We start from the raw sequence: 21,586 nt of genomic DNA, 5'->3' as shown, positions 1-21,586 counted from the left end.
CTGTTGTCGGAGTTGTCATCCTTGTTGTAAGTCCGCTCCGAGCTGTAGGTCTTGTCCGTGTTGTAGGACCCTTCTTGGGAGCTGTTGTTGACGTTGGCCGAAGACTGCTCGCTGGCGGCGGCGCTGCTGCCCTCAGCGTCGGCGTTGACGGAGGCGCTGACCTCGTTCTCTTCGCCTTCGACGGTGTTTTGCGGGTTGGCCCACGCGTTGCCGCTCAGGGCCATGGCCAGGACCAGGGTGCTGGCGAGCGTCGTCTGCTTGATCATGTCGTTCCCTCTTCTCGGTCGTTGGTGGTTAACGCGGGGCCCGGCCGTCGGGGCCGGGCCTCCGCGGAGGCGCCGCCTGGGGGGACGTGCGGCGCCGCACCCTGATGTAAGCAATTGCCGGGCCAACTTCGCGCGAGGTGCCTAAGATGTTGTTTAAAAAGGGGATGTGGCGTTGGTCGGACGCGGCGACTGAGTGGTCGCGCGGGGTCGAGTGCTGCGCCGGTGTAACGCTTGGCGAGGGTGGCGGTGCCGAGGCCGCGCAGTGCGGCGCTTTGCCGTGGATGCTGTTGGTGTTGCCCCGCCCTTACAGGGGTTGCCCGGGTGGTACCCGGGCCGGGCTGTTAGGCTGTGCATCGGCCCGCGTCTCCGGGCGTCGGGGGTCCAACCGCAGAGGAGGCAGGGTGCATGCCGGAGTTGATCGTCGAGGCCGTGGAGCTGCTGGGCTGGGTGGGGATCTTCGCGGTGATGATCGTGCTGGCGCCCGAGGCGGTGATGCCGTTCCTCGGCTACGCCGTCTACCGGGCGGAACTCGATCCGCTGACCGCCCTGGCTGCCGCCAGCGCTGGGGCGACCCTGGGCTCGACGCTGATCTATCTGGTAGTGCGCGCCATCGGCGGGGAACGGGTCCGGGCCGGCGTGCGGCGCGGCAGCCGGTGGTACCTGATCCAGGAGCGCGATCTGGAGGTGACCACCGCGATCTTCCGCCGCCACGGGGCGTGGATCGTGCTCTTCGGGCGTTTCGTGCCCACTGTGCGCAGCCTGGTCTCGATCCCGGCCGGGCTCTTGCCCATGGGGCTGGCGCCGTTCCTGCTGCTGACGCTGCTCGGCACCACGCTATGGAACGGGGTGCTCCTGGCCACTGGTTACGCCACCGGCTCCAATTGGGCCCGGCTGGAGGCGTATCTCGGTACCTACGGCAGCGTGGTCACGCTGCTGCTGGCCATCGCCGCGATCGCGTTTCTGCTGTATCGGCTGCGCAACCTCTTGCTGCGCCACCGCCGTGCCGGTTGACCAGTGGCGGGCGGATGCGTACAAGTTGGGCTCCGGCCCCGGTAGCTCAGTCGGATAGAGCAATCGCCTCCTAAGCGATAGGTCGCAGGTTCGAATCCTGCCCGGGGCGCCACGTTCGCCGATTGCCTGGCGGCGCCCTGCACCCCGTCCGCTGCCCCGCGGATGCCTCCCGTCCGCGCTCTATGCGAAGATGCCCGGTCGTGTTCGGACGCGGGAGTGGGCCATGACGGACGGCCATGCGGCGGGAGAGCGCTGGCAGTTCTGGATCGACCGGGGCGGGACCTTCACCGATGTCATCGCCCGCGCCCCCGATGGGCGTCTGATCGCCCGCAAGTTCCTATCCGAGAACCCGGAGCAGTACAGCGATGCGGCCCTCCACGGGATCCGCGCCATCCTCGGTCTTCCCGCCGACGCCCCGATCCCGGCCCAGCGGATCGAGTCGGTGCGCATGGGCACCACGGTGGCGACCAACGCCCTGCTCGAGCACCGCGGCGAGCCCACCGTGCTCGCCATCACCGAGGGGTTCGCCGATCAGCTGCGCATCGGCTATCAGCACCGCCCGGATCTCTTCGACCGCCGCGTGCGCCTGCCGCAGATGCTTTACTCGGAGGTCCTGGAGGTCCCCGAGCGCCTCGGTGCCGACGGCGCGGTGGTCCGCCCCCTGGATGAGGCCTGCGTGCGCGAGCGCCTGGCCGCCGCCCACGCCGCCGGCTATCGGGCGCTGGCGGTGGTGCTCATGCACGCCTGGCGGGACGCCGGGCACGAGCAGGCGGTGGCGCGTATCGCCCGCGAGGTGGGCTTTACGCAGGTCTCGACCAGTGCGCAGGCCGCCGCCGTGATGAAGATCGTCGGCCGCGGCGATACCGCCGTGGTGGATGCCTACCTCTCGCCGGTGCTGCGCCGCTACGTCGACCGCCTGACCGCGGAGTTGGGCGATGTGCCGCTGCTGTTCATGCAGTCCAACGGCGGGTTGACCAGTGCCGCGCACTTTCAGGGCAAGGACGCCATCCTCTCGGGTCCGGCCGGCGGCATCGTCGGGGCGGTGCGCACGGCGGCGATGGCCGGGTTCGAGCGGCTGATCAGCTTCGACATGGGCGGGACGTCCACCGACGTAGCCCACTACGACGGCGCCTACGAGCGCACCTTCGAGACCGAGATCGCCGGCAATCGCATCCGCGCGCCGATGATGCAGATCCACACCGTCGCCGCCGGCGGCGGCTCCATCTGCCACTTCGATGGTATGAAATACCGGGTCGGGCCCGACTCCGCCGGTGCCGATCCGGGGCCGGCGGCCTATCGCCGGGGCGGCCCGCTGACGGTCACCGACTGCAACGTCCTGCTCGGCCTCATCCGGCCGGCGTTCTTCCCGCACCTATTCGGCCCCGACGCCGATCAGCCGCTGGATGCCGACCGGGTCCGCCAGGGCTTTGCCGAGCTTGCCGAGCGGATCCGCGCCGAGACGGGTGACGCCCGCGACCCGGTGGCGGTGGCCGCCGGCTTCCGGCGCATCGCCGTGGAGAACATGGCGCAGGCGATCAAGCGAATCTCCGTACAGCGCGGCCACGATGTGACCCGCTACGCCCTCAACTGCTTTGGCGGTGCCGGCGGTCAGCACGCCTGCGCCGTGGCCGACTGCCTGGGTATTCGCACCGTGTTCATCCACCCGCTGGCGGGGGTGCTCTCGGCCTACGGCATGGGCCTGGCCGATATCACCGCCATGGCCCAGCGTAGCGTGGAGGCGCCGCTGGAGCCGGCCAGCGCGCCGCTGCTTGAGCGCGTGATCGACGAGCTCACCGCCGAGGCGCGGGCCGAGCTGGCCGAGCAGGGGCTGGCCGCCGATGCGGCGATGGTGCACGTGCAGGCCCATGTGCGCTACGCCGGCACCGACACCGCGCTGGTGGTCCCCGGTGGTGCGGATGTGGCCGCCCTGGACGAGGCCTTCGCCCGCGCGCACCGGCAGCGGTTTGGCTTCGTCCTGGAAGACCGCCCGCGGGTGATCGAGGCGCTCAGCGTCGAGGCGATCCACCGCGCGGCGGCCGTGGAGGCCCCGGAGGATGAGGCGCCGTCACCGGCGGACCCGCCGCAGCCACTGGCCCGGGTGCAGGCCTGGGACGGCCAGCGGATCACCGAGCAGCCGGTCTACGCCCGCGCCGACCTGGTGCCGGGGATGCGCATCCCGGGGCCGGCGATCCTCCAAGAGGAGAATGCCACCACGGTGATCGATGCCGGCTGGCAGGGCGAGGTCACCGCCTGCGATCACCTGATCCTGCGCCGCGCGGTGACCGTGGGGGGCGGGACGCCGGCGCAGGCGCCGCAGGTCGACACCCGCCGCCCCGATCCGGTGCTGCTGGAGGTGTTCAACAACCTGTTCCGCTCCGTCGCCGAGCAGATGGGCACGACGCTCGCCGGCACGGCGCAGTCGGTGAACATCAAGGAGCGGCTCGACTTCTCCTGCGCGCTCTTCGACGCCGAGGCGAACCTGGTGGCCAACGCGCCGCACATCCCGGTCCACCTCGGCTCGATGTCGGAGTCGGTGCGCGCCATCCTGCGCGCCCGTGGCGCGAGCATGCGTCCCGGGGATTGCTATCTGCTCAACGACCCGTACCACGGCGGCACGCACCTGCCGGATCTCACGGCGGTGACGCCGGTCTTCTCCGCGGATGGCGAGGAGCTGCTCTTTTTCTGCGCCAGCCGCGGCCACCACGCCGATGTGGGCGGCCGCACGCCGGGGTCGATGCCGGCGGACTCCACCTGCGTGAGCGAGGAGGGGGTGCTCATCAACGACCTGCAGGTGGTCGCCGAGGGGCGTTTTCTGGAGGAGGCGTTCACCGCGGCGATGGGCGCCGGGCCGTATCCGGCGCGCAACGTGGCGCAGAACATCGCCGATCTGAAGGCGCAGATCGCCGCCAACGAGAAGGGCGTGGCCGAACTGCGGCGCATGGTCGAGCAGTTCGGCCTGCCGGTGGTCCAGGCCTACATGGGGTTCGTCCAGGAGAACGCCGCCGAGCACGTGCGCCGGGTCATCGATGGGCTCAGCGACGGTGATTTCACCGTCGAGATGGACAGCGGGGCTCGGATCCGCGTGGCGGTGCGCCCGGATCACGCCGCCCGCCGGGTGCGCATCGACTTCGCCGGGACATCGGAGCAGCTGCCAAGCAATTTCAATGCGCCGCTGGCCATCACCCGGGCGGCGACGCTCTACGTCTTCCGCACGCTGGTCGATGACGACATCCCGCTCAACGACGGCTGCCTGCAGCCGCTGGAGATCGCCGTGCCGGAGGGCTCGATGCTCAACCCGCGCCATCCGGCGGCCGTGGTCGCCGGCAACGTGGAGACCTCCCAGGCCGTCACCGATGCCCTCTACGGGGCGCTGGGGGCGATGGCCGCCAGCCAGGGCACCATGAACAACCTGACCTTCGGCAACCAGCGCCACCAGTACTACGAGACCCTTTGCGGCGGTGCCGGGGCCGGGCCGGGGTTCGCCGGCAGCTCGGCGGTGCATACGCACATGACCAACTCGCGCCTGACCGACCCGGAGGTGCTGGAGTGGCGCTACCCGGTGCGCGTCGAGTGTTTTGCCATCCGCCACGGCAGCGGCGGTGCCGGGGCGTATCCCGGCGGGGCGGGGGTGATCCGGCGGCTGTGCTTCCTCGAGCCGATGACGGTGGTCACGCTGATGAACCGGCGCCGGGTGCCGCCCTTCGGGCTGGCCGGGGGCGGGGATGCGGCGTGCGGGCGCAATGCCATCGAGCGCAGCGACGGCGGCGTCGAGGAGCTTCCGGGTACCGCCACCCGGGAGCTCGCCGCGGGGGATCGGATCGTCATCGAGACCCCCGGTGGCGGCGGCTACGGGGGCGGCTGAGCGCCGCCCCCGGGCTGCCTAGAAGCGCACCGGCAGGCGCAGGGTGACCTGCACATCCGGAGCCTGCTCGGTCACCCCTACGCCCACGGAAAGCCCCAGGCTGCTGCGCGGGCCGAGCCGGTGCGAGGCGCCAAGCAGCAGCGAGCCCACTTGGAAACGGCCAAACTCCGGATCGGGGTTTTGCACGTCGGTACGCGTGCGCTGCACCGTCGTGTGGTCGTAGCCGAGGCTCAGCGAGGTGCGGTCGTTGAGCGACAGGCCCATGCCGAAGCTCACCCCGATGGCGCTGCCCGGCTCGATGCGTACGCGATCGCCGCTGCGCAGGGTGACGGTGCGGGGGACGTTGTAGAGGTAGCTCAGGCTGCCGTAGAGCACCGCCGGCTCGGAGGGGTAGACCCAGTTGAGGCTGGGCTGGACGGCGTAGAAGCCGCTGCCGGTGGGCTGTTCGGTGTAGATGGAGACGTTGGGTCCATCGCCGTCGCTGTCGTCGAGCGGGATCTCGGTGGTCTCCACCTCGAACGGGTCCCGGCCGGTACGGCTCTTCATCCGCAGGCCGCCGGTGAAGATCACCCCGTCACCGCGGCCGCTGCTGAGCTGATAGCGCAGGGAGGCCTCCACGTCGCCCAGGCCGTAGCCGGTGGACTCGACCACACCCGCGGTATCGCTCGCCTGGAGCACCTCGCGCTCGCGCACCTGCTCCTCGCGGTAGACGTAGGGGATGCGTGTCTCCACCTCCAGCCGGTCGGTGAGCCCGTAGCGCAGGCCCAGCGCGGCGGTGAGGCTCTCGCGCTGGGTCTGGCGCACCGAGATCAGTCCCACGGCGATGGCCGGCAGGATGGTGACGCCGTCGATCGCCACCAGGGTCGAGGTGGACTGCGAGTAGCTCAGCGAAGGCTCCGCGGTGAACGAACCCTGCGGCGAGAGGATGGTGCGCTGCTGCAGCCCGCCGGCGGTCTCCTGGGGCGGGGGCGGGGCGCCCACCGCCTCCGGGGTGTCGGCGATGGCCAGCAGCGGCGCGGTGGCCAGCAGCGCGGCCAGGGTGGCGCCGGTCCAGCGCCGCCGCCGGCTCATGGCTGCAGCCCCAGGCGGTGCATGATGCGATAGAGCGTCACCCGCGAGATGCCCAGCTCGCGGGCCGCCCGTGAGACATTGCGCTCGCAGCGGGCCAGGGCGCCGAGGATCGCCGCCCGTTCCGCCCGAGCGCGGGCGTCGTCCAGGGTCTCGACCTGGCGGATCGGCCCCTGCCGGGCCTCCAGGCCAAGATCGCCGGGGGTGAGCAGGGGGCGGTGGCCCATGGCCACGGCGCGCTGGATGCGGTTGATCAGCTCGCGCACGTTGCCCGGCCAGCTGTGCCGGCGCAGCGCCCCCAGCGCCGGGCCGGTGAAGCCGCGCACCGGGCTGAGGTAGGCGCTGCGAAAGCGCTCCAGGAAGACGTGGGCCAGGCGCTCGATGTCGTCGCCCCGTTCGCGCAGGGGCGGGATGTCGATGCGCAGCACGTTGAGCCGGTAGTAAAGATCCTCGCGAAAACGCCCGGCCTCCACGGCGGCGGCCAGGTCCACGTGGGTGGCGGCGACGACGCGCACGTCCAGCGGCACGCGCTCGGTGCCCCCGACCCGGGTCACTGCCCGCTCCTCGAGCACACGCAGCAGATTGACCTGGTGCTCCAGGGTCAGCTCGCCGACCTCATCGAGGAGGATGGTGCCGCCCTGGGCCCGCTCCAGGTGCCCGCAGCGGCGCTGCTGTGCCCCGGTGAACGCGCCGCGCTCATGGCCGAAGAGTTCCGACTGGACCAGATTGGTTGGGATGGCGCCGCAGTTGACCGCCACGAAGGGGCCGGCGGCACGGGATGAGGCGTGGTGGATGGCCTGGGCGGCCAGCTCCTTGCCCGAGCCGCTCTCGCCGTGGATGAGCACCGTGGCCGGGCAGCGCGCCACCTTGGCCAGGTCCCGGCGCAAAGCCTGGATGCCGGGGCTGTCGCCGAGGATGCCGCCGGTATCGGCGGTCAGCTCCGCCTGACGAGCCCGGGTGTGGCGGCGCAGTTGCCCCATGCCGGCGGCGTGGCCGAGAACGGCCGCAAGCCGGTCGGGGTCCGCGGGGAGGGTGTGGAAGTCGAAGAAGGCGGTGGCCAGCAGGTCTTCCAGCGCATCGTGGCTCTGCCCGTCGGGCGGATCGCAGAGGGCGATCCACTCCACGCCGCTGCCTCCGGCGAGAAAGCGCTGGCAGGCGTCGATATTGTCGGCGACCACCCGCATCAGCCCCACCGGCGGGTGGTCGGCGGTGAGCAGCCGCTCGATGGTCGCCCAGTCCTCGACACGGGTCAGGGACCAGCCCGGCGGCTCGGCGCTCGGGCGCACGGGTTGGGCGGGGGTGCCGGGGGTGACGCTCAGGACGCTGCGCAGACCCGCGGCGGCGCGGGCGAGGGTCGGTGCTCCCATGCGGTTGTCTCTCCTGGCAGGTGGTTCAGGATGGACACACCGCGAAGCAGAATCCGTGCCATCGCGCCAGGTATCTGATCAGAGAGGTTTTTTATAGAGGGGGCAGCCGCTTCGGCGATGCGGTGTTAAGACCGCCGACAGCGCCCGGGTTGCATCATCCCAAGGAACCGGCCGGAAAACCGGCCAGAAAACCGGCCAATCCTATGCTGTCGTTTTTCTAAAACGCTGATAATGTAGGTCTTATGGACAAAGGAGAGGCGGACAAGGAAGCGGCCATCAAGGCGGCAGAAGATCGCGGCGAACCGGGCCAAAAGCAGCCGCGCACCGCTCTACCTCGCTTTTCCGGTGCGGCTGGCGCCGCGGCTCATGCCAGGGCTTTTCCCGGAGATGCCGTACGAGGCAGGAGAATAGGAGTTTGGGGAGGGATGGTGGAGCCGAGGGGAGTCGAACCCCTGACCTCGACAATGCGAATGTCGCGCTCTCCCAACTGAGCTACGGCCCCATCGATCAGTTGCGCACTTTACCATGCGCTGGCGCGGCACAAAACCCCCGGGCGGCCCCTTGCAACCGGCCGGCGGCCCTTGGAAACTCCCCGGCATGGATACCCTGACGCTGCCCCGCCCCGACGACTGGCACCTGCATCTGCGTGACGGTGCCCTCATGCAGGCCGTGGCCCCCCAGGCCGCGGCGGTCTTCTCGCGCGCGATCATCATGCCCAACCTGCAGCCGCCGGTGACCACGGTGGAGCAGGCGGCGGCCTATCGGCAGCGCATCCTCGGTGCGCTGCCGGCGGGCGCGACCTTCGAGCCGCTGATGACGCTCTATCTCACCGACAACACCCTGCCCGAGGAGATCGCCCGGGCGTCGGCCAGCGGCTTCGTGCACGCCGTCAAGCTCTACCCGGCCGGAGCCACCACGCACTCCGATGCCGGCGTTACCGATCTGCTGCTCTGCTACGACGCCCTGGCGGCCATGGAGGAGCACGGGCTGCCGCTGCTTATCCACGGCGAGCGGACCGGGCCGGAGCTGGATATCTTCGAGCGCGAGACCGCCTTCATCGATGATGTCCTGCAGCCGCTGCTCGATCGACACCCGCGGCTGAAGGTGGTCCTCGAGCACGTGACCACCGCCGAGGGCGCCGAGCTGGTCACCGGCGACGATCCCCGCCTGGCCGGGACCTTTACGCCGCAGCACCTGCTCTACAACCGCAATGACCTGCTCGTCGGCGGGCTCAAGCCGCACTACTACTGCATGCCGATCCTCAAGCGCGAGGCCGACCGCGAGGCGCTGCTCGAGGCGGCCACCTCGGGGCATCCACGGGTCTTTCTGGGCACCGACTCCGCCCCCCATCCGCAGGGCGCGAAGGAGTCGGCCTGCGGCTGTGCCGGCTGCTACACCGCGCCCATCGCGCTGTCGCTTTACGCGGAGGCCTTCGAGGCGGCCGGGGCGCTGGAGCGGCTGGCGGACTTTGCCGGGCGCAACGGCCCGGCCTTCTACGGATTGCCGGTCAACCAGGAGACGGTGACCCTGGAGCGGGCCCCGCTGGAGGTGCCGCAAAGCTACCCCGGCGGCGACGAGCCGGTGGTGCCGCTGCGCGCCGGCGAGACCCTGACCTGGCGCCTGCGCCAACCCTAGGGTGGGTGGGATGAGCCTGCCCGGGACCCGTTTTACGATGCCCGCCAGGCGGTGGCCGAGTTCGGTCGGCGCCGCGGACCTGCCGCAGAGGATGGAGACACCATGAGCGACGAGACGGTTCAGCAGACCATTGCCCGTCAGGTGACGGAGAACCCGATCCTGCTGTACATGAAGGGCAGCCCGGATCAGCCCATGTGCGGCTTCTCGCAGCGGGCGGCCCAGGCGCTGGCCGGCTGCGGGCGGGAGTTCGCCTACGTGGACGTGCTCCAGGATGAGCGCATCCGTCAGGGCATCAAGGACTACGGCGACTGGCCGACCATCCCGCAGCTCTACATCGACGGGGAGCTGGTCGGCGGCTGTGACATCGTCATGGAGATGTTCGACTCCGGCGAGCTCCAGCAGATGGTCGAGGCCGCCGGGGCCGGCGCCAGCGGCTGACGGCGGCGGCTTGCTCGCGGGCACGGGGCGCCGTAGCATGCGGCACCTTCACCCAGTTACGGCAGCCCCATGAGCGAGCACAACGCCCCGCAGACGTCGTCGGACGACCCAAGGCGTATCCAGAGCACCGAGATCCCGCCGCTGCGTACCCGCTTCCGGGCCTTCCTGCCGGTGGTGGTGGACGTGGAGACGGGCGGGCTGCAGGCGGAGACCGATGCGCTGCTGCAGATCGCCGCGGTGATCCTGCGTGCCGATGAGCAGAGCGGCCGGCTCTATCCGGCGGAGACGCACACCTGCCACGTCCAGCCGTTCGAGGGCGCGCGCATCGACCCCAAGGCGCTGGAGCTCAACGGCATCGACCCGGAGCATCCGCTGCGCATGGCGGTGCCCGAGCGGGATGCCCTGGGCAAGGTGTTCAACCCGGTTCGCCAGGAGCTGCGCAACACCGGCTGCAACCGGGCGGTGCTGGTCGGCCACAACGCCTTCTTCGACCTGGCCTTCCTCAATGCCGCGGTGACGCGGACCAACTTCAAGCGCAACCCCTTTCATCCCTTCTCGAGCTTCGACACCGCCACGCTGGGCGGGCTCGCCTACGGGCAGACGGTGCTGGCCAAGGCGGTGAAGGCGGCGGGGATCGAGTGGGACGCCAAGGAGGCCCACTCGGCCATCTACGACGCCGAGAAGACCGCCGAACTCTTCTGCGCCATCGTCAACCGCTGGGACGAGCACTGCGGTCGGCCATCGAGCTTCTAAGTCCCCTCGGCGGTCCCGACACCTCCGGACCGTGAATCCAAGGGGTTGCGGTGCTTGCGCCGGTTTCAGCCGGCGGTTAATTTAGGCGTTTTTGCCCGGCTCCCGGAGTCGGTTGCCGCGTGTATGAGACCGCCCATGGAAGCCCTGATCCCGACCTACAATCGCCTGCCCGTTGCCTTCGCCCGGGGTGAGGGGGCGTGGCTCTACGACGAGCAGGGCCACGCCTACCTCGATGGGGTGGCCGGCATCGCCGTTTGCGGGCTGGGCCACAGCCATCCGGCCATCGCCTGTGTGGTGGCCGAGCAGGCGCAGACCCTGGTGCACACCTCGAACCTCTACCGGGTGCCGCTGCAGGAGCGCCTGGCCGAGCGCCTGTGCGCCGCCGCCGGGATGAGCGCGGCGTTCTTCTGCAACTCCGGCGCGGAGGCCAACGAGGCGGCCATCAAGCTCGCCCGCCGCCACGCGGCCGCGCTGGGGGTGGGGGCACCGCAGATCGTGGTCGCCGACGGCGCCTTCCACGGGCGGACCCTGGGGGCGCTGGCGGCCACCGGCAATCCCGCCGCCCACGAGGGCTTCGCGCCGCTGCTCGAGGGGTTCCGGCGCGTGCCCTACGGCGACGCCGACGCCGTGGCGGCCATCGACGACGACGCCGTGTGTGCCGTGCTGGTGGAGCCGATCCAGGGCGAGGGCGGGGTGCGGATCCCGCCGGCGGATTACCTGGCGCGGCTGCGGCGGATCTGCGACGAGCGCGGCTGGCTGCTGATGCTCGATGAAGTGCAGACGGGCATGGGGCGCACCGGGACGCTGTTCGCCTTCGAGCAGGCCGGCATCCGTCCGGATGTGCTGATCCTGGCCAAGGCCCTGGGCAACGGGCTGCCCATCGGCGCCTGCCTGGCCGCGGCCGGGTGCGCCGGGACCCTTGGCCCGGGCAGCCACGGCACCACCTACGGTGGCAATCCGCTGGCCGCCCGTGCGGCGCTGGCGGTGCTCGACACCCTTGAGCGCGAGGACGTGCCGGCGGCGGCCGAGCGCGCCGGCGAGGCGCTGCGCGCCCGCCTGTCCGAGAAGCTGGCCGGGGTGGAGGGGGTCCGCGAGATCCGCGGTCGCGGCCTGATGACCGGCATCGAGCTTGCCGGCGATGCCAGTGCGCTGCCGCGCCGGGCCCTCGACGCGGGGCTGCTGATCAACGTCACCGCCGGCAACGTGGTCCGTCTGGTGCCGCCGCTGATCCTGGACGACGACGAGATCGGCCAGCTCGCCGACGGCGTCGCCGACCTGGTGCGCCGCCACCTGGCCGGCGCCTGACCTGAACCGAACCACGGAGGGCGTCTTTGATGCGCCACTTCCTCACCCTGCGTGACTGCTCCGCCGATGAGATCCACCAGCTGCTGCGCCGGGCCACGGAGCTGCGCGATATGCACCGCGCCGGGCAGCTGCACCAGCCCCTGCAGGGCCGCGTGCTGGGGATGGTCTTCGAGAAGTCTTCCACCCGCACGCGGGTCTCCTTCGAGGCGGGCATGGCCCAGCTCGGCGGCCACGCGCTGTTCCTGTCGCCGCGGGATACCCAACTCGGCCGCGGCGAGCCGGTGGAGGACACGGCGCGGGTGATCTCGCGCATGGTCGATGCGGTGATGATCCGCACCTTCGGCCACGATATGCTGGAGCGCTTCGCCGCGTACTCGGCCGCGCCGGTGATCAACGGCCTCTCGGATCTGTGCCACCCGTGCCAGCTGCTCGCCGACCTGCAGACCTTCACCGAGCACCGCGGGCCGATCACCGATCGGCGCGTGGCGTGGATCGGCGACGGCAACAACATGTGCCACAGTTGGATCGAGGCCGCCGGACTGCTCGGCTTCGACCTGCATATCGCCGCGCCGCCCGGCTACCGCCCGGAAGCGGATATCCTGGCGCTCGGCGGCGAGCGGGTGCAGCTCTTCGACGACGCCTACGCCGCCGCCGAGGGGGCCGATCTGGTGACCACCGATGTCTGGGCGAGCATGGGCCAGGAGAGCGAGCAGGCCGCCCGCGAGGAGGCCTTCCGCGGCTTCTGCGTGACCGAGTCGCTGATGGAGTGCGCCGGCCCCGAGGCGCTGTTCATGCACTGCCTGCCCGCGCACCGCGGCGAGGAGGTGGAGGCCGCCGTGCTCGAGGGGCCGCAGAGCGTCGTCTGGGACGAAGCCGAGAACCGCCTCCACGCGCAGAAGGCGCTGCTGGAATTCCTGATGCTGCCGCCTGAAAACGGTCCGCTGCACCCTGCAGACTGAACCCTGAACGCCAACCACTGAATACTGCCCAGGAGCCTCCCATGTCGGACGTCAAGAAGGTCGTACTTGCCTACTCCGGCGGTCTCGATACCTCCGTGATCCTCAAGTGGCTCGAGGAGACCTACGGCTGCGAGGTGGTGACGTTCACCGCCGATCTCGGCCAGGGTGAAGAGCTCGAGCCCGCCCGGCGCAAGGCGGAGGCATTCGGGATTCGCGAGATCTACGTCGACGATCTGCGCGAGGAGTTCGCCCGCGATTTCGTCTTCCCGATGTTCCGCGCCAACGCCGTCTACGAGGGCGAGTACCTGCTCGGCACCTCCATCGCCCGGCCGCTGATCGCCAAGCGGCAGGTGGAGATCGCCCGTGAGACCGGTGCGGACGCCGTCGCCCACGGCGCCACCGGCAAGGGCAACGACCAGGTCCGCTTCGAGCTCGGTTACTACGGCCTGGAGCCGGGGATCAAGGTCATCGCCCCGTGGCGCGAGTGGGACCTCAACTCCCGCGAGCGGCTGCTGCAGTACGCCGAGCGCCACGGCATCGACATCGAGGGCAAGCGCGAGGAGGGCGGCGCGCCGTACTCCATGGACGCCAACCTGCTGCACATCTCCTACGAGGGCGGGGTCCTGGAGGACACCTGGACCGAGGCCGAGGAGCGCATGTGGCTGTGGACCACCGCCCCGGAAGCGGCGCCGGATGAGCCGCAGTACGTGGACATCGAGTTCGCCGGGGGCGATCCGGTGGCCATCGACGGCGAGCGCCTCTCGCCGGCGGCGCTGCTCGGCCGGCTCAATGACCTCGGCGCCCGCCACGGCATCGGCCGGATCGACATCGTCGAGAACCGTTACGTGGGCATGAAATCCCGCGGCTGCTACGAGACCCCGGGCGGGACCATCCTCCTGCGCGCCCACCGCGCCATGGAGTCGATCACCCTCGATCGCGACGCCGCCCACCTCAAGGACGAGCTGATGCCGCGCTACGCCGAGCTGGTCTACAACGGCTACTGGTTCGCCCCGGAGCGCGAGGCGCTGCAGGCGATGATCGACCAGACCCAGCAGGTGGTCGAGGGCACCGTGCGCCTGAAGCTCTACAAGGGCAACGTCATCGTCGTCGGCCGCCAGTCCCCGCAGAGCCTCTTCGACGCCTCGGTGGCCACCTTCGAGGACGACGCCGGGGCCTACGACCAGAAGGACGCCGAGGGCTTCATCCGCCTCAACGCCCTGCGTCTGCGCCTCGGCGCCAAGCGCCGCGGCTGACCCCGGTCGGGCAGGGCAGTCGCTGCCGGTGTGGGCCGCCGGCGGCGGTGCCCGCTGCCTGGCGGTGCGGCGCGTGAGGGAATCGACCGGGGCGCATTGGCGCCCCGGCCCTCAGGTCCGCTCCGGGTCCTTCTCCGGGAAGCTGCACAGATCGGCGATGACGCACGCCCCGCAGCGGGGGCGGCGGGCGGTGCAGGTGTAGCGCCCGTGCAGGATCAGCCAGTGGTGGGCGTGGAGCCGGAACGGCTCCGGCGTCACCGCCTCCAGCCCTTCCTCCACCTCGCGTACGTTCTTCCCCGGCGCCAGCCCGGTGCGGTTGGCGACGCGGAAGATGTGCGTATCCACGGCGATGGTCGGCTCGCCGAAGGCGACGTTGAGGATGACGTTGGCCGTCTTGCGCCCGACGCCGGGTAGCGCCTCGAGGGCGGCGCGCTCGCGGGGGACCGCGCCGCCGTGGTGCTCGATCAGCTGCCGGCTGGCGGTGATGATGTTGCGCGCCTTGTTGTTGTAGAGGCCGATGTGCTGGATGTACGGCTTGAGCCCGTCCTCGCCCAGCTCCAGCATCGCATGGGGGGTGTTGGCCACCGGGAAGAGGGCCCGGGTGGCGCGGTTGACGCTCTCATCGGTGCTCTGCGCCGAGAGCGAGACCGCCACCAGCAGCTCGAAGGGGGTCTCGTAGAGCAGCTCCGTCTGCGGCTCGGGCAGCGCTTCGCTCAGCCGCCGGTAGAGCTCGTAGCGCTGCTCAGCGTCCATGGCGGTCGTCGATGCGGTTCTTGATCGCCAGCAGCAGGGCCAGGCCGATGAACGCCCCGGGCGGCAGGATGGCGAGCAGGAAGACGTCGCCGTCGACCAGTTCCACCGTCCAGCCGGCGGCGGCCGGGCCGAAGAGCTGCTCGGCGCCGTCGAGCAGGGTGCCGCGGCCGATGAGCTCGCGCAGGGCGCCGAGGACGATCAGCACGGCGGCGAAGCCGGTGCCGGTCGCGATCCCATCCAGCGCCGCCGGGCCCACCGGCTGCCGCGAGGCGAACGCCTCGGCGCGGGCGAGGATGGCGCAGTTGGTGACGATCAGCGGCAGGAACAGCCCCAGGGTGCGGTAGAGGTCGTGGAGCCACGCCGCCACCACCAGCTCGACGATGGTGACGAAGGCGGCGATGACCAGGATGAACACCGGGATGCGCACATCCTGCGGGACGATGTTGCGGATCAGCGAGACCACCACGCTCGAGGCGGTGACCACCAGCAGCGTGGCGATGCCCAGGCCCAGCCCGGCCACGGCGGTGGTGGTCACCGCCAGCAGCGGGCAGAGGCCAAGGAGCTGGACCAGGGCGGCGTTGTTGCCCCACAGGCCGTCGCGGAAGATGCTGCGGGTCGTCGGTGTCTCGCTCATCCGGTGGGCCCCTCGTCGCTGTGGCCGTCGGCTTCGGGGTCGATGGCGGTGGCGTCCTCGGCGTGGGCTTCACCGCGGTAGGCCTCCGGTTCGGCGGCGTGGTCGATCAGCACCGCGCGCACGGCGTCGATCACCGCCCGGGCGGTGATGGTCGCCCCGGTGATGCCGTCGAACGCCCCGCCGTCCTGGCGCACGCGCCAGTCCGCCTCCGGCGGCTCGCCCAGGGCCCGGTTGTCGAAGCCGTGGATCCAGTCGCTGCGTGCCGTCTCGATGGCGTCCCCAAGCCCCGGTGTCTCGCGGTGGGCCACGGTGCGCACGCCGATGATCTCGCCGTCGGCGTCGATGCCCACAAGCAGGCGGATGGTGCCGGCGTAGCCCTCCGGCGTTTCCACCTCGACCGCCGCGCCCAGGTACGTGTCGTCGGCGTAGGCGGGGTAGATGCGCAGCGGGGTGGCGTGATCCAGCGGGTTGGGGCGCTCGTAGACCTGGTCCTCCGGGGCGTTGTCGTGCCCTTCGGGCAGCACCGCAGCCAGGCGATCGAGCACCACCTGACGCTCGGCGGTGGCGATCTGCTCGCGGGTCTGCTCGTGGACAAGCGCCACAGCAGCCAGGCCGATGCCCACAAACAGGGCCAGGACGCCCCCGGCACGCAGGCTCACCGGTAGCGTCATGCCGCCTCCCCGGCGCTGCGGCGTACCACGTAGTCGAGCAGCGGTGCGGTGGCGTTGAGCATGAGCACGGCGAAGGCGAAGCCGTCCGGATGACCGCCGAGCTCACGGATGACCAACGCCACCACGCCGATCAGCGCCGCGTAGATCAGCCGCGCCGTGGGCTCGCGCGGGGCGCTGACCGGGTCCGTGGCGATAAAGAACGCCACCAGCAGCGTCGCCCCGGAGAGCAGATGGAAGAGCACCGGGGCGCCGTCGCCGAGCTGCAGGAGCGCGGCGGTGGCAGCGGTGCCGGCAAGCACGCCCAGCGGCAGGCGCCAGTCGATGATGCGCAGCGTCAGCAGGAAGGCGCCGCCGAGCAGGAAGGCGCCGCCGAGCCACAGCCAGGCCCCGGCGGCCTGGGTCTGCCCGAGCAGCCCGCCGTCGCCGGGCAGGGCGGCAAAGCCCTCGGTGGCCAGCCGGTCCAGCGGCGTGGCGTGGGTCATGGCGTCGGTGATCGGCGCCAGGCCGCCGGTGAGGAAGTAGTGCAGGGCCTCAGCGGCGGGCACCGCCGCGCCAAGGGCGGGCTCCGGCGCCGGCCACAGGCTCACCGCCTGCGGGAAGGCGAGGACCACCGCCAGGTAGCCGACCATGGCCGGGTTGAAGATGTTCTGGCCCAGTCCGCCGTAGACCTGTTTGCCCAGCAGCACCGCCAGGGCACCGGCCAGCGCCGGGATCCAGAAGGGCAGCAGCGGCGGCAGGGCGATGCCGATGATCAGCGCCGCCAGCGGCGTGCTGCCGTCGGCCAGCGCCGGACCCACCGGGCGGCCACGCAGGCGCAATACCAGAGCCTCGGCGGCCACACCGGCGGTGAGTGCCGCGCCGATGTTCAGCAGGACACCGACGCCGAAGAGCCAGACCAGCACGCCGGCCCCCGGCAACAGGGCGAGCAGGACCAGCCCCATGATCCTGGGCGTTGTGGGTGCCGCCAAGCTCAACCCTCCGTGGTCTCGCCCGAGCGGTTCTGTTCGGCCTTGGCGGCCATGGCTTCACGCTTGCGCCGGCGCGCCTCTTCCTTCTCGCGCTGGCGGCGTGCCTCGCGGGCCTGTCGGGCCTCGTGGCGCTGCCGGGCCCGTTCGGCCTGCTCCCGCTCGCGCATGCGGGAGCGGGCAACGTCCCGGGCGTGCCCGGTGATCGCCGCCAGGGGGATGGAGCTGGGGCAGACCAACTCGCAGCTCGAGCAGCCGGTGCAGCGCATGGGGTCGATGTCGATGTGCTCGGCGGCCTCGCCGACGCCGACACCGGCGCGGATGCGTCGGGCCATCTCGAACGGTTGCAGGCCTTCGGGGCAGACCTCGGCGCAGCGTCCACAGCTGATGCACGGCTGCTCGAACAGCGGCGCCTCGTCGGCGGACTCGACCACGACGCCGTTCATGCCGTGGGTCAGCGGCACCTGCCGGTCGGTGACCGGGGTGCCCATGATGCCGCCGCCGACGATGGTCCGGCAGCCGGGTGTGCCGGCCCGGCCGATCAGGGCGGCCAGCGGCGTGCCCACCCGGACCCAGTAATTGCCCGGCTCGGCGATGCCGCCGCCGGTGACGGTCACCAGCCGCTCCACCGACGGCTCGCCCTGGTGGACGGCGCGGTGGATGGCGTCGAGGGTGGAGACGTTCTGGCAGACCACCCCCACCGCCGGCGGCCGGGCGCCGGGGGGCACGGTGCGTCCGGTGGCGGGGTAGACGATGTGGCGCTCGTTGCCGGCCGGGTAGTCGCCGCCGACGCGCACCACCTGGATGTCCGCCTCGGCGGTTTCGATGGCCGCCTCGGCCGCCGCGGCGGCTTCCGGGGCCGAGTTCTTCACCGCGACGAGGATGCGCTCGGCGCCGCAGGCCCGGGCGGCGATGCGGGCGCCGTCGATGATCGCCTCGGCGCGCATGCGCAGCAGCGTTTCATCGCAGGTAAGGTAGGTGTCGCACTCGACCCCGTTGACCACCAGGGTGTCGACGCCGCTGCGCGCGGCGTCGGCGAGCTTCAGTGCCGAGGGGAAGGCTGCCCCGCCCATGCCGCGCACGCCGGCATCGGCGATGCGTCGCAGCAGGAACTCCGGCTCCGCCTGCAGCGGGTCCTCGATGGTCGCCATGGCCGTCTCGAGGCAGTCGGCGCCGTCGGCCTCAAGGATCAGGCACGGCGCGGTACCACCGGCCGGGTGGACGATGGGCCGGCGCTCGATGGCGCTGACCACGCCGGAAGTGGGCGCGTGCAGCGGCACGCCGCTGTGCCCCTCGGTGATCCGCGTGCCACGGCGGACGTGCTCGCCCACGGCCACGGTGGCCGGCACCTCGGCGCCGGTGTGATCGAGCAGCGGCAGCACCAGCTGGGCCGGCAGCGCCAGGCTGCCCAGTGGGCCGTTGCGCGAGCGGTCCTTGGCGCCCGCCACGGCGACGCCCCGGCGCCGTGGCTGCACCTCTTGGTGGCGCAGCGGGCCGGGGCGCTGCTCGGGCCGGGCGGTGGTCGACTGCGGCGTCGGCAGCGGCCGGATGCGGGCGTTCAGTGGCGGTTCCACCGGCTGCATGGTGATGCAGTCCATGGGGCAGGCCTCAACGCACAGCCGGCAGCCGGTGCATTCGTCGGCGAGGACGGTGTGCACCTGGCGCTGGGCGCCGACGATGGCGTCTACCGGGCAGGCCGGCAGGCAGCGGGTGCAGCCGATGCACTGGCTCTCGTCGATGAAGGCCACCGCCGGCCCGGTGTTGTCCTCGGCCACCGGCTCGGGGTCGACCTGCAGGAGATCGGCGATAGCCCTTGCCGTGGCGTTGCCGCCGGGCGTGCACAGGTTGGTGGCGGCCTCGCCGGCGGCCACGGCCTCGGCGTAGGGCCGGCAGCCCGGATAACCGCACTGGCCGCACTGGGTCTGCGGCAGCAGCTCGTCGATGTGCCCGACCACCGGGTCGCGCTGCGCGGCCAGGCGGCGCCCGGCGGCGCCGAGACCGACACCGCAGAGACCGGCGATGGCTGTGAGGGTCAGGACCGCGCTGAACATACGATACAGGGTAACATGATCGGTGGTGGCCTCACGTCGTCGGACCCGGCAGCAGGTTCAGTCGGGTCATGCGCAGGGATTCGTCCTGGGGGCGGGGCTGTTCCCGCTCCTCGGCCGCCTCGAGGACCTCGGGGGCGGCGTAGATGGTGGCCTCGGCGCGCAGCGCCAGGGCGATGGCGTCGCTGGAGCGGCTGTCGATGTAGCGCACCGCATCGCCGTCCTCCGGCTTGAGGGCCAGGGCGGCGACGTAGGCGCCGTTGACGATGGCGTCGATGTAGACCGCCTCGAGGCTGTAGCCGGTGGCGCGCAGCACGCTGCCGAACAGATCGTGGGTCATCGGCCGCGGCGGCTCGACGCCGTGCAGGGCGTCGTGGATGGCCTGCGCCTCGGCCGGGCCGATGAAGATCGGCACCACCCGCTCGCTGTCCGGCTCGCCGAGCAGGACCACCGGCGCCGGCGCGCCGCCCTCCTCCAGGGCCAGGGTGGTGACCTCGACGGCCACCATGTCCTCGGGTTCGACAGCCAGTTCGCGCTCCTCGGCCTGGGCCAGGCCGGCGAAGCCCATGAAGCCCATGGAGAGGATGCCGGCGCTGACCAGGGCGATCGGCGCGCCGCGGAAGGCGCGCGGCACTTCGGCGCTCTCCAGGCGCTCACGCAGGGCGGCGAAGATCACCAGCACCAGCCCGAAGCCGGCCGCCGCCGCGGCGCCGTAGACCGCCGAGGCGATGAGGTCGTGGTCACCGCGCAGGTTGAGCAGGGCGACGCCGAGCACCGCGCAGTTGGTGGTGATCAGCGGCAGGTAAAGGCCGAGCACCTGCTGCAGCATGGGGCTGGTGAAGCGCACGGCCATCTCGGTCAGCTGCACGGCGATGGCGATGATCAGGATGAAGGTCGGCGTGCGCAGGTACTCGGCATCGAGCGGCACCAGGATGTACGTGAAGGCCAGGTAGCTCAGCACCGAGGCGAGGGTCAGCACGAAGGCGGTGGCCGCCGCCATGCCCGCGGCGGTCTCCACCTTGCGCGAGACGCCCAGAAACGGGCACAGCCCGAGGAACTGGGTGAGCACGAAGTTGTTGACCAGCACGGCCGCCACGGCCAATAACAGGAGATCCATCGCCATCCCCGTGTTGGAAATCGGTGGCTTGATCCGTTACGAACAGGGTGAACTTAACACCCCAACCTTATTGTCCACTACTTGATGAACAACCCACAGGTGGAAAGCCTTATGACGGTAGCACACGGAATGCAGCATCGACGTACGCCGCTGGTTCTGGGGGCCGTGCTGGCAATGGCCCTGATCGCTCTGGTGAGCACGCCGGCGCTGGCCGACGATCTGGAGCACCTCCAGCCGGACGAGCGCAATACGGTGGAGATCTTCCAGCGCTACGGGCCTTCGGTGGTGGCCATCGAGGTGGAGGTCCGGGGTGAGCGCGTGGATCCCTTCGAGCGTATTCCGGAGGGGATGATCCCGCCGCAGTTCCGCGAGTTCTTCGAGCGCGATCGTCCGCGCGGCGAGGCGCCCCGGCGCCAGGGGGCGGGCAGTGGCTTCCTGATCGATAGCGACGGCCATATCGTCACCAACTACCACGTCATCCGCAACGCCCTGGAGGAGGAGGGCGTGGAGCTGCGCGAGGGCGCCTCGGTGAAGCTCAGCTTTGCTGAGCACGACGCCGTACCGGCCCGGGTGGTCGGCGCCAACGCCCTCTACGACCTGGCCCTGCTCAAGCCCGAGGATCCGGGGGCCGTCCCGGAGGACGCCGAGCCGCTGACCCTGGCCGATTCCGATCAGGCGCTGGTCGGGCAGAAGACCATTGCCATCGGCAATCCCTTCGGGCTCAGCTCGACGGTAACCACGGGGATCGTCTCCGGCGTCGGCCGGGACCTGCCGGGGATCGGGCAGATCGAGATCCCCATGATTCAGACGGACGCCGCGATCAACCCCGGCAACTCCGGCGGGCCGCTGCTCAACTCCGCCGGCGAGGTGATCGGCGTGAACACGGCCATCGTCCCCGGCGGCGGCGGGCTGACCGGCCGTGGCGGTTCGGTGGGCGTGGGCTTTGCCGTGCCGAGCAATCTGCTCCAGGAGAGCCTGGGCGAGATGGAGGAGGGCGGCCTCACGGATCTGACCTCCCGGGCTCGTCTGGGGGTGATGGTCGCCGGCCTGGAGGGGTATCCCGAGGGGATCCGCGAGCGGCTGAACCTCCCCGAGCGCGGGGTGATGGTGGTCGATGTGGAGTCCGGCAGTCCGGCCGAGGAGGCGGGCCTGCAGGGGGCTTCGTTCGAGGTGAGCGTCCAGGGGCGCGCCATGCCGGCGGATGGTGATGTCATCACGCACGTCAACGGTGAGGCGGTCTCGGAGCCGCGGGAGCTGCAGCGGCTGGTCTTTGCCCGTCGGGCGGGGGATTCGGTGACGCTGACGGTGCTGCGTGATGGTGCCGAGCGGGAGTTTGAGGTGGAGCTCCGGGAGGTGCCGCGGGAGCAGCAGCGGCGGCGGTAGTCCGGGGCCCCGCGTGGGCGGTTGTACGGGGCCGGCCTGGGCTTGTACGGGGTCCGCGTGGGCGGTTGCGGCGGTGGGGACCCGGTGCCGATGAGCGT

Annotated in this window: 18 protein-coding genes, 2 tRNA genes and 1 pseudogene; 10 read left to right on the top strand and 11 right to left on the bottom strand. The window is 71.1% G+C overall.

Annotation, left to right across the window (positions count from 1 at the left end; genetic code table 11):
* The coding region (locus LRF89_RS11895; protein WP_238637189.1) for a hypothetical protein at positions 1-266 on the bottom strand (266 nt) is incomplete at its 3' end.
* A gap of 405 nt (positions 267-671) precedes the next feature.
* On the opposite strand from LRF89_RS11895, the gene LRF89_RS11890 reads away from it, so the two are divergent.
* The 3 genes from LRF89_RS11890 (at position 672) to LRF89_RS11880 (ending at position 5,139) form a co-directional block, all read left to right on the top strand.
* Entirely contained in the window at positions 672-1,277 is a 606-nt protein-coding gene (locus LRF89_RS11890; RefSeq protein WP_238637188.1) for a DedA family protein, read from the top strand.
* Between the two features lie 35 nt (positions 1,278-1,312).
* A tRNA-Arg gene (locus tag LRF89_RS11885) sits at positions 1,313-1,389 on the top strand.
* Between the two features lie 111 nt (positions 1,390-1,500).
* Positions 1,501-5,139 (top strand): hydantoinase B/oxoprolinase family protein, encoded by a 3,639-nt coding sequence (locus tag LRF89_RS11880; RefSeq protein WP_238637187.1) that lies wholly within the window; start codon positions 1,501-1,503, stop codon positions 5,137-5,139.
* Between the two features lie 18 nt (positions 5,140-5,157).
* On the opposite strand, the gene LRF89_RS11875 is transcribed toward LRF89_RS11880, so the two are convergent.
* The 3 genes from LRF89_RS11875 to LRF89_RS11865 all read right to left on the bottom strand — a co-directional run bounded on the left by LRF89_RS11875 (position 5,158) and on the right by LRF89_RS11865 (position 8,076).
* Positions 5,158-6,210, bottom strand: a complete 1,053-nt coding sequence (locus LRF89_RS11875; RefSeq protein ID WP_238637186.1) for a hypothetical protein — start codon at positions 6,208-6,210, stop codon at positions 5,158-5,160.
* The gene (locus tag LRF89_RS11870; RefSeq protein ID WP_201169062.1) at positions 6,207-7,574 is read right to left on the bottom strand and encodes a sigma-54 dependent transcriptional regulator; all 1,368 of its coding nucleotides are present in this window, start codon (positions 7,572-7,574) and stop codon (positions 6,207-6,209) included. Before LRF89_RS11870 ends, LRF89_RS11875 begins: the two co-directional genes overlap by 4 nt.
* Before the next feature lie 426 nt (positions 7,575-8,000).
* Positions 8,001-8,076 (bottom strand) — tRNA-Ala (locus LRF89_RS11865).
* Between the two features lie 95 nt (positions 8,077-8,171).
* On the opposite strand from LRF89_RS11865, the gene pyrC reads away from it, so the two are divergent.
* The 6 genes from pyrC to LRF89_RS11835 all read left to right on the top strand — a co-directional run bounded on the left by pyrC (position 8,172) and on the right by LRF89_RS11835 (position 13,917).
* On the top strand, positions 8,172-9,209 hold the full coding sequence (gene pyrC / locus LRF89_RS11860) for a dihydroorotase (RefSeq protein WP_201169060.1): 1,038 nt from the start codon (positions 8,172-8,174) through the stop codon (positions 9,207-9,209).
* A 102-nt stretch (positions 9,210-9,311) separates the two neighbouring features.
* Entirely contained in the window at positions 9,312-9,647 is a 336-nt protein-coding gene (gene grxD / locus LRF89_RS11855) for a Grx4 family monothiol glutaredoxin (RefSeq protein ID WP_238637185.1), read from the top strand.
* Between the two features lie 69 nt (positions 9,648-9,716).
* Positions 9,717-10,400: a ribonuclease T gene (gene rnt / locus LRF89_RS11850; protein WP_201242796.1), complete on the top strand. Its 684-nt coding sequence runs from the start codon at positions 9,717-9,719 to the stop codon at positions 10,398-10,400.
* A 135-nt stretch (positions 10,401-10,535) separates the two neighbouring features.
* Complete coding sequence (locus tag LRF89_RS11845) at positions 10,536-11,705, top strand: aspartate aminotransferase family protein (RefSeq protein WP_238637184.1); 1,170 nt, start codon at positions 10,536-10,538, stop codon at positions 11,703-11,705.
* A 29-nt stretch (positions 11,706-11,734) separates the two neighbouring features.
* On the top strand, positions 11,735-12,664 hold the full coding sequence (argF, locus tag LRF89_RS11840) for an ornithine carbamoyltransferase (RefSeq protein WP_238635192.1): 930 nt from the start codon (positions 11,735-11,737) through the stop codon (positions 12,662-12,664).
* A 41-nt stretch (positions 12,665-12,705) separates the two neighbouring features.
* Positions 12,706-13,917 carry an argininosuccinate synthase gene (locus LRF89_RS11835; protein ID WP_238635191.1) on the top strand — a complete coding sequence of 404 codons (1,212 nt, stop codon included), beginning with the start codon at positions 12,706-12,708 and terminating at the stop codon, positions 13,915-13,917.
* Positions 13,918-14,028: 111 nt separating this feature from the next.
* Here the strand turns inward: LRF89_RS11835 and nth are convergent, their stop codons facing one another.
* From nth to rsxA, 7 genes and pseudogenes are all read right to left on the bottom strand, one after another.
* Positions 14,029-14,670, bottom strand: coding sequence for an endonuclease III (nth, locus tag LRF89_RS11830; RefSeq protein ID WP_238637183.1), 642 nt, complete (start codon positions 14,668-14,670; stop codon positions 14,029-14,031).
* Positions 14,660-15,304, bottom strand: coding sequence for an electron transport complex subunit E (locus LRF89_RS11825; protein WP_201169045.1), 645 nt, complete (start codon positions 15,302-15,304; stop codon positions 14,660-14,662). The genes nth and LRF89_RS11825 overlap by 11 nt, the downstream gene beginning before the upstream one ends.
* Complete coding sequence (locus tag LRF89_RS11820) at positions 15,301-15,975, bottom strand: RnfABCDGE type electron transport complex subunit G (RefSeq protein ID WP_238637182.1); 675 nt, start codon at positions 15,973-15,975, stop codon at positions 15,301-15,303. Before LRF89_RS11820 ends, LRF89_RS11825 begins: the two co-directional genes overlap by 4 nt.
* On the bottom strand, positions 15,972-16,943 hold the full coding sequence (locus LRF89_RS11815; RefSeq protein WP_238637181.1) for an RnfABCDGE type electron transport complex subunit D: 972 nt from the start codon (positions 16,941-16,943) through the stop codon (positions 15,972-15,974). Before LRF89_RS11815 ends, LRF89_RS11820 begins: the two co-directional genes overlap by 4 nt.
* 2 nt (positions 16,944-16,945) lie before the next feature.
* Positions 16,946-18,991, bottom strand: a complete 2,046-nt coding sequence (rsxC, locus tag LRF89_RS11810) for an electron transport complex subunit RsxC (RefSeq protein WP_238637180.1) — start codon at positions 18,989-18,991, stop codon at positions 16,946-16,948.
* Between the two features lie 31 nt (positions 18,992-19,022).
* Complete coding sequence (locus LRF89_RS11805; RefSeq protein WP_238633794.1) at positions 19,023-19,496, bottom strand: bifunctional nuclease family protein; 474 nt, start codon at positions 19,494-19,496, stop codon at positions 19,023-19,025.
* 39 nt (positions 19,497-19,535) lie between these two features.
* Positions 19,536-20,105 (bottom strand): annotated as a pseudogene (rsxA, locus tag LRF89_RS11800) (electron transport complex subunit RsxA); the annotation flags it as partial.
* A 111-nt stretch (positions 20,106-20,216) separates the two neighbouring features.
* Between rsxA and LRF89_RS11795 the strand changes: the two are divergent.
* Positions 20,217-21,488, top strand: a complete 1,272-nt coding sequence (locus LRF89_RS11795; protein WP_238635186.1) for a S1C family serine protease — start codon at positions 20,217-20,219, stop codon at positions 21,486-21,488.
* Positions 21,489-21,586: the final 98 nt, after the last annotated feature.

This window comes from Halorhodospira sp. 9621 (assembly GCF_022228055.1).
Taxonomy (GTDB): domain Bacteria; phylum Pseudomonadota; class Gammaproteobacteria; order Nitrococcales; family Halorhodospiraceae; genus Halorhodospira; species Halorhodospira halophila_A.
The sequence above is the reverse complement of the archived record's forward strand: the minus strand, read 5'-3'. Positions and strand labels throughout refer to the sequence as shown.

What these genes read in the sequence shown, in the direction of transcription:
- grxD (WP_238637185.1), top strand. Translation starts at nt 9,312, where the DNA reads ATGAGCGACGAGACGGTTCAGCAGACCATTGCCCGTCAGGTGACGGAG.
- LRF89_RS11870 (WP_201169062.1), bottom strand. Translation starts at nt 7,574, where the DNA reads ATGGGAGCACCGACCCTCGCCCGCGCCGCCGCGGGTCTGCGCAGCGTC.
- rnt (WP_201242796.1), top strand. Translation starts at nt 9,717, where the DNA reads ATGAGCGAGCACAACGCCCCGCAGACGTCGTCGGACGACCCAAGGCGT.
- LRF89_RS11875 (WP_238637186.1), bottom strand. Translation starts at nt 6,210, where the DNA reads ATGAGCCGGCGGCGGCGCTGGACCGGCGCCACCCTGGCCGCGCTGCTG.
- LRF89_RS11845 (WP_238637184.1), top strand. Translation starts at nt 10,536, where the DNA reads ATGGAAGCCCTGATCCCGACCTACAATCGCCTGCCCGTTGCCTTCGCC.
- rsxC (WP_238637180.1), bottom strand. Translation starts at nt 18,991, where the DNA reads ATGTTCAGCGCGGTCCTGACCCTCACAGCCATCGCCGGTCTCTGCGGT.
- LRF89_RS11835 (WP_238635191.1), top strand. Translation starts at nt 12,706, where the DNA reads ATGTCGGACGTCAAGAAGGTCGTACTTGCCTACTCCGGCGGTCTCGAT.
- LRF89_RS11825 (WP_201169045.1), bottom strand. Translation starts at nt 15,304, where the DNA reads ATGAGCGAGACACCGACGACCCGCAGCATCTTCCGCGACGGCCTGTGG.
- pyrC (WP_201169060.1), top strand. Translation starts at nt 8,172, where the DNA reads ATGGATACCCTGACGCTGCCCCGCCCCGACGACTGGCACCTGCATCTG.
- LRF89_RS11890 (WP_238637188.1), top strand. Translation starts at nt 672, where the DNA reads ATGCCGGAGTTGATCGTCGAGGCCGTGGAGCTGCTGGGCTGGGTGGGG.
- LRF89_RS11880 (WP_238637187.1), top strand. Translation starts at nt 1,501, where the DNA reads ATGACGGACGGCCATGCGGCGGGAGAGCGCTGGCAGTTCTGGATCGAC.
- LRF89_RS11820 (WP_238637182.1), bottom strand. Translation starts at nt 15,975, where the DNA reads ATGACGCTACCGGTGAGCCTGCGTGCCGGGGGCGTCCTGGCCCTGTTT.
- LRF89_RS11795 (WP_238635186.1), top strand. Translation starts at nt 20,217, where the DNA reads ATGACGGTAGCACACGGAATGCAGCATCGACGTACGCCGCTGGTTCTG.
- argF (WP_238635192.1), top strand. Translation starts at nt 11,735, where the DNA reads ATGCGCCACTTCCTCACCCTGCGTGACTGCTCCGCCGATGAGATCCAC.
- nth (WP_238637183.1), bottom strand. Translation starts at nt 14,670, where the DNA reads ATGGACGCTGAGCAGCGCTACGAGCTCTACCGGCGGCTGAGCGAAGCG.
- LRF89_RS11805 (WP_238633794.1), bottom strand. Translation starts at nt 19,496, where the DNA reads ATGGTGGCCGTCGAGGTCACCACCCTGGCCCTGGAGGAGGGCGGCGCG.